The sequence below is a fragment of the Pelobacter seleniigenes DSM 18267 genome, from assembly GCF_000711225.1.
GTDB classification, from domain to species: domain Bacteria; phylum Desulfobacterota; class Desulfuromonadia; order Desulfuromonadales; family Geopsychrobacteraceae; genus Seleniibacterium; species Seleniibacterium seleniigenes.
The window spans coordinates 2,420,167-2,436,560 of the sequence record NZ_JOMG01000002.1; the positions used below are offsets into that span (position 1 = coordinate 2,420,167).

General features: G+C 52.9%; 14 protein-coding genes. 9 read left to right on the plus strand and 5 right to left on the minus strand.

Annotation, left to right across the window (positions count from 1 at the left end; all coding sequences use genetic code 11):
• The first annotated feature begins 1 nt into the window (after position 1).
• Positions 2-2,938, plus strand: coding sequence for a PAS domain S-box protein (locus N909_RS24710; RefSeq protein WP_051689768.1), 2,937 nt, complete (start codon positions 2-4; stop codon positions 2,936-2,938).
• Positions 2,939-2,940: 2 nt separating this feature from the next.
• On the opposite strand, the gene N909_RS0113895 is transcribed toward N909_RS24710, so the two are convergent.
• Both N909_RS0113895 and N909_RS0113900 read right to left on the minus strand, forming a co-directional pair.
• Positions 2,941-3,171, minus strand: coding sequence for a DUF2164 domain-containing protein (locus N909_RS0113895; protein ID WP_029916125.1), 231 nt, complete (start codon positions 3,169-3,171; stop codon positions 2,941-2,943).
• 52 nt (positions 3,172-3,223) lie between these two features.
• The gene (locus N909_RS0113900) at positions 3,224-3,739 is read right to left on the minus strand and encodes a DsrE family protein (RefSeq protein WP_051689769.1); all 516 of its coding nucleotides are present in this window, start codon (positions 3,737-3,739) and stop codon (positions 3,224-3,226) included.
• Between the two features lie 466 nt (positions 3,740-4,205).
• Here N909_RS0113900 and N909_RS0113905 point away from each other — a divergent pair, with 466 nt between their 5' ends.
• Positions 4,206-4,919: a PilZ domain-containing protein gene (locus N909_RS0113905; RefSeq protein WP_162179124.1), complete on the plus strand. Its 714-nt coding sequence runs from the start codon at positions 4,206-4,208 to the stop codon at positions 4,917-4,919.
• Positions 4,920-5,024: 105 nt separating this feature from the next.
• On the opposite strand, the gene N909_RS0113910 is transcribed toward N909_RS0113905, so the two are convergent.
• Positions 5,025-5,801 carry an IclR family transcriptional regulator gene (locus tag N909_RS0113910; RefSeq protein ID WP_029916131.1) on the minus strand — a complete coding sequence of 259 codons (777 nt, stop codon included), beginning with the start codon at positions 5,799-5,801 and terminating at the stop codon, positions 5,025-5,027.
• Positions 5,802-5,915: 114 nt separating this feature from the next.
• Positions 5,916-6,284 (minus strand): alcohol dehydrogenase catalytic domain-containing protein, encoded by a 369-nt coding sequence (locus N909_RS0113915; RefSeq protein WP_029916134.1) that lies wholly within the window; start codon positions 6,282-6,284, stop codon positions 5,916-5,918.
• A gap of 795 nt (positions 6,285-7,079) precedes the next feature.
• On the opposite strand from N909_RS0113915, the gene N909_RS24715 reads away from it, so the two are divergent.
• The 4 genes from N909_RS24715 (at position 7,080) to N909_RS0113935 (ending at position 10,774) form a co-directional block, all read left to right on the plus strand.
• Positions 7,080-7,568, plus strand: a complete 489-nt coding sequence (locus N909_RS24715; RefSeq protein WP_051689770.1) for a tripartite tricarboxylate transporter TctB family protein — start codon at positions 7,080-7,082, stop codon at positions 7,566-7,568.
• 22 nt (positions 7,569-7,590) lie between these two features.
• Complete coding sequence (locus N909_RS0113925; protein ID WP_029916141.1) at positions 7,591-9,102, plus strand: tripartite tricarboxylate transporter permease; 1,512 nt, start codon at positions 7,591-7,593, stop codon at positions 9,100-9,102.
• Positions 9,103-9,121: 19 nt separating this feature from the next.
• Positions 9,122-9,697, plus strand: coding sequence for a hypothetical protein (locus N909_RS0113930; protein ID WP_029916143.1), 576 nt, complete (start codon positions 9,122-9,124; stop codon positions 9,695-9,697).
• Between the two features lie 72 nt (positions 9,698-9,769).
• The gene (locus N909_RS0113935) at positions 9,770-10,774 is read left to right on the plus strand and encodes a Bug family tripartite tricarboxylate transporter substrate binding protein (RefSeq protein WP_029916144.1); all 1,005 of its coding nucleotides are present in this window, start codon (positions 9,770-9,772) and stop codon (positions 10,772-10,774) included.
• A gap of 209 nt (positions 10,775-10,983) precedes the next feature.
• On the opposite strand, the gene N909_RS0113940 is transcribed toward N909_RS0113935, so the two are convergent.
• On the minus strand, positions 10,984-12,606 hold the full coding sequence (locus tag N909_RS0113940) for a sigma-54-dependent Fis family transcriptional regulator (RefSeq protein WP_029916146.1): 1,623 nt from the start codon (positions 12,604-12,606) through the stop codon (positions 10,984-10,986).
• Between the two features lie 339 nt (positions 12,607-12,945).
• Here N909_RS0113940 and N909_RS0113945 point away from each other — a divergent pair, with 339 nt between their 5' ends.
• The 3 genes from N909_RS0113945 to N909_RS0113955 all read left to right on the plus strand — a co-directional run bounded on the left by N909_RS0113945 (position 12,946) and on the right by N909_RS0113955 (position 16,377).
• Positions 12,946-14,631 (plus strand): FAD-dependent oxidoreductase, encoded by a 1,686-nt coding sequence (locus N909_RS0113945; RefSeq protein WP_029916148.1) that lies wholly within the window; start codon positions 12,946-12,948, stop codon positions 14,629-14,631.
• A 78-nt stretch (positions 14,632-14,709) separates the two neighbouring features.
• Complete coding sequence (locus N909_RS0113950; protein ID WP_211253954.1) at positions 14,710-15,087, plus strand: cytochrome c3 family protein; 378 nt, start codon at positions 14,710-14,712, stop codon at positions 15,085-15,087.
• Between the two features lie 96 nt (positions 15,088-15,183).
• Positions 15,184-16,377, plus strand: a complete 1,194-nt coding sequence (locus N909_RS0113955) for an OprD family outer membrane porin (protein WP_029916152.1) — start codon at positions 15,184-15,186, stop codon at positions 16,375-16,377.
• Positions 16,378-16,394 lie beyond the last annotated feature (17 nt).

Consider the following 16,394-nt stretch of genomic DNA (forward strand, 5'->3'; position numbering starts at 1 on the left):
GATGGCCAGCCATTCCTTGCGCAGGATCCTGGCCGGCTATCTGCTGGTCGCCATCTTCCTGCCTTCCGTCGTTCTGGTGGTTTTTGGAGGCATCTGGATTCCTCCCCAGGTTCGTGCCGATATTGAACAGCGCCAGGCCGAATTGGCCCGGGCGGTGAGCAAGCAGGTGGACAGTTATCTGCAGGAAGGCACCTCCATGGTTCAGCTGGCCGCAGCCATGCATCGGGATTTTGACGCGGGCTCCGGGCACTGGCGGCAGTTGGACTATCTGCTTGATACGACGAAGAGCATCAACAGCATTTATCTGATTGATGCGGACGGAACGGTCATTGACGTGGCTCTGAAAGGGGAAGGAAAAAAACACCGCCAGGACCTGGCTGCCCTCGATCTTTCGGCCAATCCACTGTTCCGTGAATTGGCGCAGGACGGTCACCCGCATTGGTCGAAAACCTTTCTTTCCGTTATCCACGGTGGACTGGTTTCCGCTTATGGCCTGCGCAGGGACGGGGTGACCTTTATCGGCGAAGTCGATTTGGATTTTCTCACCCGATTCCTGCGCCAAATCAGTCAGAGTGACGATAGTCTGATTTTTCTGGTCGATCATTACGGTCAGATCGTCGCGGATAATAACGGGATCTATACCGCGCAGCAGCACAACGTTGCCAATCTGCAGCTGGTGAAATCCAGCATCGCTACTGAAGGCCAGGTGACCGGACTGTTCAGGTTTGCTGGCAGAGACATGATCGGCACCGTGCTCCCGATTCCCGGAGTCGATTGGCATATTCTGGTCGCCAGGCCGACGGCGGTCGCTTATCGCACCATCTGGAACCTCGCCAAAATAGTGTTCAGCGGGGTGGTTGCCGCTTTTGTGGCCGGGTTGCTGGCGTCGTTTCTGCTCTCTCGCAAACTGGCCCTGCGCTTCGCGGCATTGACCGATCATGCCCGGAAAGTGGCAAAAGGGGATCAAGGCGGAGAGTGGCCTGGTTCTTCCATCGATGAGATCAACCGCCTGTCGGAAAACCTGCAAGAAATGGCCCGCCGCATCCAGGACTCGGAGCTGCTCTACCGGTCTCTGTTCGAGCAGTTGCCCGATGGGGTGGTCCTGTTTGAGCAGGACAGCCTCAAACCGTTTCAGTTTAATGCCGCCGCTTGCAGCCAGTTAGGGTACAGCCGTGAGGAATTCGCCAAATTGTCGGTGCCGGACTTTTTTGTGGCTGGTGCTGCGACCGATGCTGAGCGCTATCGGGCCATTCTGCGCAAAGAGGGCAGGGTGCGTTTTGAAGCGGTGCATCGGAGCAAGACCGGGGAACGACGGCATATCTTTGTGTCTCTGCAGCGGATCGAACTGCAGGCCCAGCAACCGTTGATCCTGGCCATTCATCATGATGTCACCGATTTGAAAATGGCGGAAACCGAGCGGAAAAACACCCATCTTCTCCTCGATACATTCATGAAATATTCCCCTGTCTACACCTTTATCAAGGAAGTGACTCAGACCGAAAGTCGGGTTTTGCGCGCCAGCGATAACTGCAAAGAAGTGTTTGGGTTGAGCAGCGCCGAGGTGGTCGGGAAAACCATGCCCGAACTGCTGCCGGCGGAGGTGGCGGCCAAGGTGACCGCGGACGATTGGCTGGTTGTTTCTGAAAACAGGGTCCTTGAGCTTGAAGAAGAATATCAGGGGCGGACCTACACCTCCATCAAATTTCCTATTCCCCAGGAATCGGGTAACCTGCTGGCGGGATATAATATCGATATTACTGATCGGATCGAGGCGGAAAAAAACCGCCTGCAGCTGGAAAAACAGCTACTGCATGCGCAGAAACTGGAAAGCCTCGGGGTGCTGGCCGGAGGGATTGCCCATGATTTCAACAATATCCTGATGGCAATCACCGGTAACACCGAGATGGCGTTGCGGCGGATTCAGAAAAATGCTTCACCGGTTGACCATTTAGAGCGCATCAAGCAGGCTGCCGACCGAGCCGCCGCGTTGATTCGGCAGCTGCTGGATTATACCGGGAAGGGGCAATTCCGGGCGGAAACTCTGGACCTGAATCATCTGCTGGAAGACAGTTTGAACATCCTTGAGGTTTCCATCGGCAAAAAAGCCGAGTTGCGGGTCGATCTGCAACGACCGTTGCCACTGATTTCCGCGGATGCCGCCCAAATCAGGCAAATCATCATGAACCTGGTGATTAATGCTGCGGAGGCGATCGGTGATGCCGGGGGGGTGATCAGTATGACAACCGCCAGTCTTTACTGTGACAAAGCCGAGCTGGCCAGCGATTTAATCGATGCTGAGCCCCAGGCCGGTGATTATGTCAGCCTGGAGGTGGCTGATTCCGGCTGCGGAATGGACGCGCTGACCATGTCCAAACTGTTCGACCCCTTCTTCAGTACCAAATTTACCGGGCGTGGCCTGGGCCTGGCGGCCGTACTGGGGATTATCCGCAGTCACCGCGGAGTGATCAACGTGACCAGTGCTCCGGGGGAGGGGACGCTGTTCAGGGTCCTCTTGCCCGTCGCGGAAAAGCTGCCGCTGCTCCGATCCGGACCAGTACGACAGGCCGACTGGCAGGGGCGGGGCAAGGTCCTGCTGGTTGATGATGAAGAGGCTATTCGCAATATCGGCGCGGAGATGCTCAGGGAACTTGGGTTCTCCGTTCTGACCTGCAACGACGGCAAAGAGGCCCTGCAGACCTACCGCAGGGAAGAGGATATCGATTTTGTTATCCTTGATCTGACCATGCCGAAGATGGGCGGCGAACAATGCCTGCAGGAGCTGAAAAAAATCAACGAAAATGTCAAAGTGATTATTTCCAGCGGCTACAATGAGCTGGCCATTGCCAGGAAATTGGCGGATCATCGCGCCGGCGCTTTCCTGCAGAAACCCTACTTGCTGGAGTCGCTGAGCGAGTCCATCCGCAATCTGCTGGGCTGACTCTATTCCGGGATGAACAGGATGTTGTCCAGATCGATCAGTTTGTCCTGAATGAAGGTCTGGGCATCAGCAATCGCTTGGTTGTAGATTTGCGGGCCAAGCTGTTCCACGAAAAAATCGATCAGCAGCTCCGCCTTCAATTCGCCAATCGGGTCGTCGAATTCAGTACGGAAATAGGCCTGGATCTTGTCTGTCAAAAGCTTCCGGCGTTGTTCATGCAGTTCGATTTTCATGGATATTCTCTGTTCTCTCGGTTGAAAAGTTCAAGCCAGGGCCGTTCCGGAGTCAGGGGATATGGACGACCGCATATCCCTGCATCTGATAGCCGATGATGGAGACGAAACCGTTGTCGACCTGGTTGATCTCCGGCATAAGCTTAGCCTTGTCCAGGCCCGCAAGTTTGACAGCATACAAGCAAACCTCCAGGGTCACGCCTGCCTTTTTCATCTGTCGGAGCGTTGCCTGGAATTTATCCACGGCTTCCTGCTGGTCGGGGTCAACGGTATTACGCTCGGTGGAGAGCAGTTTTGCGGCCGGCCCGCGGAAGACGACGGCAACCTGTGGCGGTGTTGCCAATTTATTGACTGACGCATTCTCATAGGAATTCCTGACCGCCCAAAAAACCGCTTCGGCAGCACGCGGATTCCCTTGGCTGACATCATACACGGCCGTGAAGCTGTTGACACCGTGCAGGGAGTTTTCATAACCCTGCGCTCCGGCATGTGTCGGCATGATCCCGGAAAAAATCGTGATAGCTATGAACATGACCAGGGCGTGGCGCAGCTGTTGACGGGTGATCATAAGGCTCTCCTTTCCGCAGGGATGGAATTTTTCAGTTAATCGGTCCAAAAAATGAGTTGCTGCTGTTTTCCGCGGACAATTTCGAACAGCTCGGCAGCTTAGAGAAAGGCCAGGGGGAGAGCTGTTATAGTCTTCCCGCTATTCCGCTATTATAGCGCAATAACGGGAAGTGTTCGAAGTGAGAGGGAGTGCTCATCTTGCTGACTGTGCTTGCCCGTTTCCGCCCGGGGGGGGGCCGGAGCTGCGTCGGCGGGTCTTCGCTGGCAAAATGACTGCCCGCTTAAGACTGGGGCCTTGGGACCAAAGTACAAATGCATTTTGACGTGCTCGGCAAAAAAGGGGGTGTAAAAAAGTTGAGTTTTCGATAAATATAATATAATTTTTAAAATCTAAGCTTAGATTTGCTTTATTTTTCTTGAGGTCAGTCATGGCGGTTCCCCAAAGCAAACTGAAGGTGCGTGTCGACATGGCACGAAACCGGTTATACTGCATCATCGGCGGCGACATCACCAAGGCTGATCTGGAGGGTTTTTTTACCGATGTGCGCTTCGGGGTCGCGGATCTCAAGCCAGGCTTCGGGGTTATCACGGATCTTACCAACTGTCATCTTAGCCATCTGGCGGCTATTCCCACTTTCCGCAGGGTGATGCATTACCTTGCCGGCAGCAATGTCGGAAAAGTCATCCGGGTCGTTAATACCAAGAACCTGATTTATCAGCAGGCCATCAATCTTGCCTCCCGCCTGCCCGGGTACAGCAGTGTTTATGTCAAGACGATGGCGGAGGCCGAAGAGTTTCTGGATGGGGCCTGTCAACGGGATGGTCTCCGTTATATATTGCTGGACAAATCGATCGAGCTGCGTACGGAGAGTGGCTCTTTGAGCGGGACAATCATCAATATTTCCGTGAGCGGCTGTGCGATAAAATGGTTGGAAACGCCTCCCGTTGTCGGGCAGGCGGGGACGGTGGCGTTCACCTTGGCCGATAAAAAATCGGCGCAGAGGGATTTTGAAATCGAGGCGCGGGTTGTTCGCTTGTTTGAGGACGGCTTCGCTGTCGCCTATCAGAATATCACCGATGCTGATAAAAGTGATTTGCAGAAGTGTCTGGTGCAGGAATCAAAACTTGACGTCTCGTCCGATCGCCTCATGGAAAAGATTTTTTCTCCGCCGGCAGCTTAACGCCATCCCCCTTGGCGCAGGAATAGATTCCTTCCTGCAGTCATCCTACTCATTTTTTTCGCCAGTTGGCCCTGCAGTATTAGATTCTCCAGGTATTCCGAAAGGTTATACATTGCCCAGTAGATGGGAAATTTTTTCGGCTGTGTGCAGGAGCTTGGTCAGGATATTCTTTTGATAGTCTAAGGTGAAACGATAGGCCGGGCCAGCGACAGCCAGAGCCGCAGACAGCTTATTCTCGTAATCGAAGATCGGTGCCGCAATAGCGGCTATGCCATCCTCCAACTCCTGATCATCAATACCGTAACCTTGTTTCCTGATCTGCTGGAGATCCTTTTTGATATCTTCAATCTTGGTTTTGGTCCGCGACGTAAAGGGCGTTTTCGGAGCCGTGGCCAGAATCCGGTCAACGATGGCAGAATCGGAAAATGCCAATAGAACTCGGCCGGCGGCGGTTGGGGTGGGTTCTGAATAATCTCCTTCGTTGATGGAAAAGATCAGGCGGGAGGCTCCCATTTCACGGGCAAGGCACATGCACTTGTAATTATCCAGCAGATAGAGGACCGTTGATTCACCCGTTTCTTCGGACAGCTGTTTCATATGGAAAGACGCAACCGAGCGCAGGGAATTGGTCTTTTCGTAGGTTTTACCCAAGGCCAGGACCTTGGGCCCCAGGCAATAGTTGGTGCGTGACGACCTGACCAGATAGCCTGCTTTGAGCAGGGTCGCACAGAGCCGGTGGACCCGACTTTTATAGAGGCCGGTTTGAAGACACAATTCTTTCAGCGGCAGCTCGGCGGTTCTACTGGTAAAACAATCTAGGATTTGCAGCGCTTTGCTGACGGAATCGACCTGGGGCACGGATATTGATGGCTGTTTCGGCATGATTTGTCCGTTCTATTTGTATTCGCACAGGGATGCTGGCGGGTTACGTAGGGTCAGACGGTGCTGCTGCTTATCCTGACCAGGGTTTTCATTCGGTACGGATCGCTGAAGTTTTCAAGCGTTGTCTGTAACTGCTCCAGGGAGATCAGCCCGGACGGCAATGGTTCGGTTTGCAGAACAGATGTTGCGCAGGCCCTGTTGATAGAGAGCACATTCGCCACAGGAGTAGTTGGGATGAATGGTCACCCTTTGCCCAAACTCGAATCTGTTTGCGACGGATCCGGTTGCAAGCACTCTGTCGACGGCTTCATGGCCTGGAATAATGGGGCAGGGCTTGTCATATTTGCCGTGGAAGATAGACCCGTCCGAGCCGCATATGCCGGCTAATTCGGCCGCGACGAGGACTTCACCTGCCTTGATCTGGGGCCGTTGGACTTCTTTGATTTGAATGGCCGGCTGAGTGGTTAAGACCGCTGCCTTCATTTCTGCTCCGTCATTCTGGTTATGCTTGAAGCTTGATGCGGCCCGGGGTGAGGCCGATTACTGCTACCCAAAGCCGACGCAGCGCCTTTTAAGCGCGTCCGATGAGCGGGCACTTCGGGAGTGGAGTTGAGCTAACTGTGTCCTTTTAGCAGATATGCAATATCTTCTGGTAGGATTTTTTCGCTATGTTAAACTTTGCCTTGCGAAAAGACAAGGAGGAAAATAAAAATGCCGAACCAGGTCTGCGTGCCTTGCCACCAAGAGTGTGCTCTCCACATTTTACCCATGAGAACTTGAGTTGTGAGTAGATGAGAGCCTGCCCGGCGGACTGGATTTGACCGCGACTTCTGGACTTGATCGATCCAAGTCGTTATCTTCTTGACATTTTTACTCCAAACAAATATCCTTTCTGTAAGTTTGTATGTCCTACTAAGGAGGATTTTAAATCTGCGAGAAAGGTTCAATCGGTATTCATCGAGAAGATTTATAAAGATATGCAATCAGCGACAACCTGTTGTCGTCACAGCCTTATCTGGAACATAATACACACGCCCCCCCGTGCGGATAAGGCGGCTACGTTTAATGTTGAATTTTACTGCTGAAGTCTGCTACGCCAGCCTCTGGCAGTCAAATGAAGGTCAAAACGTTCACGATAGTTGAGAGCTGAGAAAAATTTCTATCAGGAGTCTTTGACTGGTTTTTGTCGAATAGGTATTGTCTCTATTCCGGCTTGGCTGCTTAGGATGATTTTGGGGATTTTTTCTCGCCTCTCCTGCATTTTGTAAAGGATGAAACATGACCGAACATGGACAAGACGGCTCGATAATCTCTGATCACGAACGCCCCAAAGGCGAGTATAAAATGATGCTGGTGCTGTTTATTATCAGCGCGGCATTGTTCGGTGATTCGTTATACAGCGAAGGATTTTTCCAGGGGGTGAGTGCAGGGCCGGGCAGTATCCCTCAGCTTGCCGGAGCGATGACTTTGCTGATGATTGCCGGGCTGGCCATCCAATTTTTCCGCAAAGGCTACAAGGAGGGGACTTTTGCTGATCTGATGCATCACCTGTTTGATCGCGAAGTCGTTATCCTGCTGGTAACCCTCACCATTTACGGCTTCATTGTCGAGACTATTCATTTTGTCCCCGCAACATTTTTATTCCTCGTCGTCACCATGTATCTGCTTGAACCGAAGAAACTGCTGCTGAAAATCGTGGTTTCGGCCGGGGTTCTTGCTGTTCTGTATCTGATATTTTCAACTTTGTTCCAGGTCGTTCTGCCGTAAGCGTTACAGGAGGAACTGTATTATGTACACAGGGTTGGAAGGCCTTCTGCAGCCTTTCATGAGTTTGAGCCTGGTTGGCTGGATTGCTGGGGGGACATTGGTCGGCCTCTATGTCGGGGCAATCCCCGGCTTGTCTGTCACCATGGCGGTGTCGATCCTGATTTCTTTTACTTTTTCATGGGATGTTTTGCCTGCTCTTGCCGTGATGGTTGGGATCTATACCGGTGGGGTTTATGGTGGAGCACGGGCTGGGATCCTGCTCAATATTCCCGGAGCTCCAGCCGCTGTCGCCTCAACCTTTGACGGTTATCCTCTGGCGAAGATGGGGATGGCAGGTCAGGCTATGGGGCTCTCTACAACTCAGGCGGTTATCGGTAATTTTCTCGGGATTTTGATCCTGGCCCTGTGTGCACCACTGATTTCGAATCTGGCCCTGGTTTTTCAGGCCCGGGATTACTTCCTGCTGGCGTTCATGGCGCTATTTCTGGTCGGTAATCTGTCTGAAGGCAGCATGGTCAAGGCCCTGATAGCAGCGTTTATAGGGATTGTGGTCGGTTTGATCGGGATGGATCCGGAAACCGGACAGGGGCGGATGACTTTCGGAACCCTGAATCTGCTGGGTGGTATTCATTTCGTCATTGTTATGATCGGCACTTTCGGGATTTCCGAAGCGCTGATGCAATTGCAGACCAAAGCCGTTGCGGTTAAACAGAGTATCTCACGAATTACCCCGGAATGGACGGCGGTCTGGGATAACATGTTTCTGACGTTGCGTGCCTCAGCCATTGGTGTCATTGTCGGTGCCCTGCCGGGAACCGGTGGCGATATCGCCGCGCTGATGGCTTATGATCATGCTAAACGGACAGTCAAGAACCCTTATCCCAAGCCATTCGGCCAGGGTGCCTATCAGGGCTTGATCGCCCCGGAAGCGGCTGCCAATGCGGCCATTGGCGGTGCTTTCGTGCCGATGATGACGTTGGGCATTCCGGGCGATTCAGTGACGGCGGTGTTGATCGGGGCGCTGATTATCCATGGCCTGAGGCCTGGCCCGATGTTGATGCGTGAGCAACCCCAGTTTTTCTGGTTTGTTGTCGGTTCGCTGCTTATTGCCAATGTTTTTCTCTATGTCTGGGGCATGACCGGTATTCGCGCCTTCAGCAAAATCGTCGAAATTCCAAAACCCTATATCATCCCCATTATCGTGGTGCTGACCTTTGTCGGCGGCTATTCCATCCAGAACAACATCACTGATATCTATTGGATGATCGCTTTTGGTATCCTCGGCTACTTTATGAAGCGCTATGACTACCCGGTGGCACCATTGGTGCTGGGGGTCATTTTAACGCCAATCATCGATGAAAACTTTCGTCGGGGTATCCAACTGGCCCACGGCAGTGCCCCCCAGTTTTTCCTCGGCATGGTGAGTAACGTTGTTCCTCTGGTCATTCTTGCGATCATGATATTGACGGTCATTGTTTCGAGCCCGAAGCTTATGGTCCGGATCAAGAGCCTTTGGGGAAAAACAGACGCCTGACCTTATTTCAGGAGAACATGTGAACCTGCATATTTCTTGGTTTTTAGGCTTCGGCTGGAGCTCGGTTCTGATCCTTGTTGGCTGTGCTGTCGGTATCAACCTGTTGAGTGGCCCGGTGGTGTGGCTGCTCTATATACCGTTTTTGGTTATCTCTATTTACATGACGGTCCGCTTTCGTCTTTACACCATGCATCCCTGGCGACGCGTGCACAGCAAAGCCATGATCTCTTTCGCCCGGTTTGCTGCAACGGAGTATGACGAGGCGAAAAAAGCCGGCCGGGAATACGATGTCACCGTGCCTTGTCAGGAACTGGCCCGGGTGATGTTCAGTGCTGACAATGGCAATGCCAGTCACTTACTGACGGATGCGGGACGCAAAGACTACTACCGGGAATTGGTTAAGGAGTTCCCGCAGGTTTTTCTTAAGGGGCTTGCAGCAGAGCAACAGGAGATCGTGTTTGAAAAAATTCGACGGGATATTGACGCCAGCAAGCTTGGCCCCGATATCCTTATTGCCAGGGATATCGAATTGAGGTATTCGCGCAAGGAAGCCGCTGTCTACCTTCAATCGCTGATGCTTGGTGCGGTTCGCTAGCCGTACCAATTAATGGACTAACTTGGTTGTTGCGTGTTTCATCGGGTGTTTTTTCATCAAAGGAGATCGAACATGAAGAGTTTGAAATGGTTAGCACTGGTTCTGGTTGCGGGACTTTTGTGGACTGGCACGGTCAGCGCGGCAGACTATCCTTCTCACCCTATCAACGGGTACATTGCCTGGGGCGCCGGCGGTGGTACTGACACGGTTTCACGGCTGGTCACGCCGCTGGCCGAGAAAGCCTTAGGCCAATCAATCGTTTTGGCAAATAGAACCGGAGCGACCGGCGCCATTGCCACTCAGGCTGCTTATGCCGCTAAAGCCGACGGTTATACGCTGCTGTTTCACGCCGAAAACCCGCAGCTGTATCAAGTCCTTGGTCTGTCGACCTTGAGCTATGACGAATTTTATCCAATCATGCTTTTCGTGCAGGGTTCAACGGTCATTGTTGTGCCGAAGGACTCTCCGATCAAAACTTATGCTGACCTGATTGCCGCTGCTAAAGCAAAACCCAGCCAGCTGTCAATCGGCATCAGTGGTGTCGGTGGGCAACCTTGGGTGACCTCAAAACTGATCAAAAAAGTTGAAGGTGTTGATTTCAACCCTGTTGCTTTTAACGGTGACGGCCCCCTGATCACGGCCTTACTTGGAAAGCAGCTTGATGTGAGTGGTCTGGCTGTCGGGGCTGCGGTTCAATATGTCAAAAATGGCGATTTGCGGGCACTGGCAATCATGAAAAACTCGCCCAATGATACGCTGAAAGAGGTTCCCTATATCACCGAACTGAATCCGGCTTTTAATGACATCATGAAAGCGTCCGGATTTTTCTATGGCGTGTTCGTGAAAAAAGGAACGCCACAACCGATTATCGATACCCTGACCAAGGCTTACCAGCAGGCCATAACCGATCAAAAGTTCATTGACTATGCCAACCTTAACGGCCTTTCAATTCTCGGCCTGACGGGAGCAAAAGCCCAAGAGTTTATGAACAACTGGCGTTCACAAATGTCATGGCTGATCTGGGATTCAGGTGCCGGTAAAAACAATCCTGCAGATTTTGGCATTCCGAAGCCCTAAGGCTTAGTTAAGGTTTTTAGTTTCAGATTAAGACACAAAAGCGAGCGGTTGAAACCGCTCGCTTTTGTATTATTGACAGTCCTTCCGGCGCTGAGACCGGCTCGTTCGGGTTTCTCGTCCTGGCCATTATTGACCTGCGGGGCGCACTTCTGGATGAATCGTAGCGGCAAAAGTTTTTTACGCCTTGGCGAGCCAAGGCGTTCGTCATTTCAGGCTGATTCCCCGTAACTGCTCAGCTTGCGGTAGAGGGTGGTGATGCCGATGCCGAGGACTTCCGCCGCCTTGGTCTTGTTCCCACCGGCACACTTCAGGGTTGCAAGGATATGCTGCTTTTCGACCTCTTCCAGGGAGTATCTGTGGTTCCCGGCTAAGGCTTCTTGGCATTTTTTGTCGCAGAGGTCTTCCGGCAGATCCTCGATATCGATCCGTTCCCCCGGGCTCAGCGCTACGGCGAATTCAATGACATTCTGCAGCTCACGAACATTGCCCGGCCAGGTATGACAGAGCAGGTGATCGGCGGCTTTGGTGGTGAAGCCGGTGATCCGTCGGTTACTGCGGGCCGCGGTTTCATCGAGGAACTTTCTGGCCAGGGGGAGAATGTCCTCCCGCCGCTCCCGTAACGGTGGCATTTTCAGCTCGATAACCCGCAGGCGGTAATACAGATCCTGGCGAAAGTTGCCCTGGGCGACTTCTTCGGCCAGATTGCGGTTGGTTGCGGCAAGCAGCCGAAAATCGACCGGTCGCGAGTTGCTGTCGCCAACCCGCCTGATTTCCCTTTCCTGCAGAACCCGCAGGATTTTGACCTGCATCCCCTGGGAAATCTCGCCGATTTCATCAAGGAACAGGGTCCCGCCGTTAACCGCCTCGAAAAAGCCGGCGGTATTTTTATAGGCCCCGGTAAACGCACCTTTGACATAGCCGAACAGTTCGCTTTCCAGCAGACTCTCGGTCACCGCGCCACAGTTGATGGCAATGAACGGCCGATCCGCCCGGGTCGATTCGCGATGAATCAGGCTGGCGATCTTCTCTTTGCCGACCCCGGTTTCTCCACTGATCACGATGGACGAGTCGACCTTGGCTATCCGCTTGGCAATGTTGACCGTTTTGCGCATGACCTGGCTATGGCAGACCAGGCCGGTCTGTTCCTCGCTGTCTTCCAGGCTGGAGAGCTGTTTCTGTTTTGCTTTCAGGTTGCTCTCAACCGACTTCAATTTTGCGGTGAGCTCGGACAGGACCTTGTCCGGTGATTTCAGCTCGTAGTAGGGGAGCAGCTCTTCTATCTCGGGTCCCCAGTCCTCCTTGTAGCGACCTTCCACCTGACAGATCGGGTCGCCTTTGGCGCAGCACTGGACTTCCCGAAAGAACACATCCCGACCGGTTCGCTTTGATACATAACCGCTGGCAAAACCGGTCAGAGTCCAGCACACCGGCTCATCGGTCTTGCCGAAATGTAGGGTATGTTGCTCGGCTTCATAGGAGTCCTTCCAGGAGCCGGAGACCAGTGGATTATTACCCTTTCCATCCATGCGGATATTACTGAGAGGGGTCATCAGCCCATGCAAGGCGTGCAGGTGGGGACCTGTCCAGCTGTCTTCGAACAGTTCCGGGGCTTCCCGCCAGAGTCGTTCGGCCGTGCGCCAGCCATGGGCATAGCCAAATTTGGTCAGGATGGTTCTGGTGACATTGCTGCCGAAAGCGTCGAGCAGTTCCTTGCGAAACAGCCCGTGGGCCAGGGCATCGAAGAGCAGAACCCGGCGACCCATAAACTGAATGATGCCGGTGTCCGGTACCCGGTTCAAGAGTTCTCTGAGATCGAGATCCAGTGCTTGCATAATGATCCTTTCGAATTGATAAAGCACTCTACCATTTTGAAAGGATCTGTCAATGACTAGAATAATTATCGCCAGGAATTCGGGGGTTTAGCGCTGGCATGCATTGTGTAAAGAAAAGGTTAGCCACGGCGCATGGTTGTGCCATAAGCGCTGGGACCTGTCACGATTCTGCCACCACGACAGGGCGGTTTTTACGCGACTTATTGCATTGGCAATGTTGACGTTGGGCGCAGTCAGAAGGTTTTGAACTCTTATTTTTTACCTGTCATGACAATCCGTTCTCCTCCTGCCAGGGGGCTCGGCGGGTCATGGCCCTTCGATGGAAAAGGAGTAGAAGAGATGAGCAAAGACAAGTCACCGGAAGAAAAAGCAGCGGAGCAATACACTGCGAATGTCCTCCAAAATGGAATCTCTCGACGCAGCTTTTTGTCACGGACAGCTGTCGGAGCAGGGGTTGGCCTGATCGGTCTGTCCGGTCTGTCCGGAACCCGGGCTGAGGCTGCCCCGATTGACGAGTGCGGGCAATTTGCCAAGAGCTCGGATGGCGGTGCAACCCTGCAGTTCATGCCTCGGCCCGAACTGATCACGGAAAAGGATATCGCGGCTACCAAGACCTTTGATGTGGTTGTGGTCGGCGCCGGTGCCTCCGGGGTTCCCGCAGCCCTGTCCGCGGCGGAAAACGGTGCCAAGGTTGCCGTGCTGCAAAAACAGGCGATCATTGTTGCTCAGGGAAATACCGGTTCCGGTATCGATCTGAAGACCAGTGACAAGGCCGGTGTTGAAGCACTGGTCTCACTTCTTATTAATGATAATAATCATCGTTGCAATCCGGCTCTGATCAAGGCGTGGGCCTACAATTCAGGTGAAGCGGTTTCGTGGGTTATTGATCGCGCTAAAAAAGGCGGCGCAACTGTCGTTAACCAGGGGACAGCACCCCAGCATGGTATCAAAACCATCAACGGTTATACCATGAATTATGTGACCTCTTTTTTCGGTCCCAAGCCTTACACGACCGGTGACGGCATGCGTGCTCTGGGCAAAACTGCCGAACAAGCCGGTGTCAAGTTTTTCTTCAATATGCCGGCGACCCAACTGGTTCAGGAAAAATCCGGCCGGGTGATCGGGGTCATTGCTAAGTATCGCGACGGTAAATACTACCGTTTTATGGCCAAGAAGGGCGTTATCCTGGCCAGCGGGGATTATCAGAACAACGAAGCAATGTGTAACTATTTCATCCCCGACCTGAAACATTTCCTGCGCAAGCAGATGGACCGGACCGGTGACGGTTTCTCCATGGCTTATTGGGCCGGTGGCGTCATCGAGCCGATCGGTCACACCAAAATGCTGCACGACTTCGATGCCGGCCCGGCGTCCATGTGCGATATGCCGTTTCTGGCCGTCAATCGCAAAGGTGAGCGTTTCGTCAACGAGACCGTTGCCATGTCGCTGCTCAACAACTACCTGCGTGACGCCGAAAATGCCGGCCACTATTCACAGGTGTTCGATTCCAACTACATGACTCAGGCTGCCAACTGGCCGGGCAAGCTGGTTCCGCCGGAAGGCCTGAAAAACTATATGCCGGAAGATCCCTCTCCCAAGCATGGTGTGTTTCCGTCCCAGACGAATACCTATGTCGCCGATACCCTGGAAGAACTGGCCAAAAAGCTCGAATGCGACCCGAAAACCTTCGTCGCCAGCGTCAAGCGCTACAACGAACTGTGCAAAGCAGGCAAGGATGATGATTTCGGCAAGCCGGCTGACAAAATGGCTCCGGTCGAAAAAGGACCGTTCTACGGAATTCACCGCAGAGTGCGTATTTCAGCCATTACTTCAGGGATGTTGGTCAACGAACATCATGAGGCTCTCAATGCCGACGGTCAACCGATCGGTGGTCTGCATATCGTCGGCAACCTCGGCGGTGGCTTTTACGGTGGTGTCGACTATCCGCTGACCGTCTTCGGGCTGTCGCTGGGCAGATGCTATACCTTCGGCTACCTGACCGGCAAGCGAGTCGCCAAGCTTTAGGACTCAGCTCTTACCTATACCGGATGATGGAACGGCTCCGGCCGTTCTTACTAAGATATGAATTATATGGGAGAAACCATGAATACGAAAACTCTACATATGCATAAGCTCGTGTTTGCCCTGGCATTGCTGTTGATTCTGGGTGGTGTCTTTGCCAGTGGCGCCTTTGCAAAAGATGGCATGCTGCTGGATCAGTTCCATGCCAGCCAGGGCGTGACCTGTGCGGATTGTCACGGCGCTGATAACCAACGGGAAGCTGTGCCCATGATCAAATGTCTGGACTGCCATGATACCAAAGAGGTGGCCAAAGCCACCGCGAATCTGCAGCCGACCAATCCCCATAACAACCGGCACTTCGCGACCGAAACCAACTGTAATTACTGCCACCATCAGCACCGGAAGTCAGAGAACTACTGTACTCCCTGCCACTTGAGATTCAAATTCGTTGTTCCTTAGGGAGCCTTTGTTGAAACGGCTGCGAGCGGAGTTTCCCGCTCGCAGCGGAACTTCAATATTGATCCATTTTCGATATTAATTATGGAAGGATAGGTTATGAAAGCTAAATTATTTATCGTGGCGCTGCTCTCTTTCGGGCTGGCGAATACGGCCATGGCCGCAGAAAACTTGAAGGAGATGTTCGCGCAAGGCTCCTTAAAAGGTGAAATCAGCCTGATGAACTTCACCCGCGATTTCAAAAATGGCACCAAAGATAATCAGGATACTGCCCTGGGTGGCGCTTTCTATTATAGAACTGATTCTTTCAAGGGGATCAGCCTCGGACTGGCCGTCGGTACCACCAACGGTATTGGCGACTATGAAGACAAAGGCACCTACTACGGCCTGACCGCACCGCCGGATCATGCCAATGTCACCCGGCTGCAAGAGTACTACCTTCAGGCTCATTACTTCGACACCACCATCAAGGTCGGTGCCCAGGAAGTGAATACTCCCTTCCTGAACATTCACCCGATCCGGATGATCCACAGATCCTACCGGGGTCTGTCCGTGGTCAACAAATCGGTGAAGGACCTGACCCTGATGGGTTACTACCTTAAGGACAACCTTGGCTGGGTTGACGAAGAATTCGTCTCCTTTACCGACGATGTCTATATTGCCGGTGCTGCTTACAAACTTCCGGTCGAAGCCGTCAACACCAAAGTTCAGGCCTGGTATTTCACCATGCCCGACAGCTTTAACCAGACCTATTTCAAAGTTGATTTCAGCAAAAAAATGGCTGATTATGTGCTGCATGCCGCACCGACCTTCTTTACCCAGAAATCCCAGGGTGACGAACTGGACGGTGAACTGGATACCTACCAGTATGGCTTCAATGCCGGCGTCAGCGCCTTTGGTTTTGACCTGACCGGCTTCTATGCCAAAACCGGTGATGATTCCATCCGCGATCCCTGGGGTTACGGTAAAATTATCATCCAGCAGGTCGTCAACTCTGGTGATTCTCTGTCTGGTGATCGTAGCGACGAAGACGCTTATGCTCTGCGGCTGTCCTATGACTTCAGCAAGGTCGGCGTCAAAGGCCTGGATGCCTATGTCTTTTATGCTCTTTACGATGCCCCGGCCAGCACCATCAACGAAACCGACTTCAGTGTACAGTATGCGTTCTCCGGCGCCCTGGAAGGCCTGAGTGCCCGCGCCCGTTACGCCATAGTTGATAAGGACAGCGGCCAGGAAGACCTGGACGATATCCGTTTGTACCTCACTTACAAATTTGCCTTTGATGGCAAATAATCTGCTTATTGGTTTGT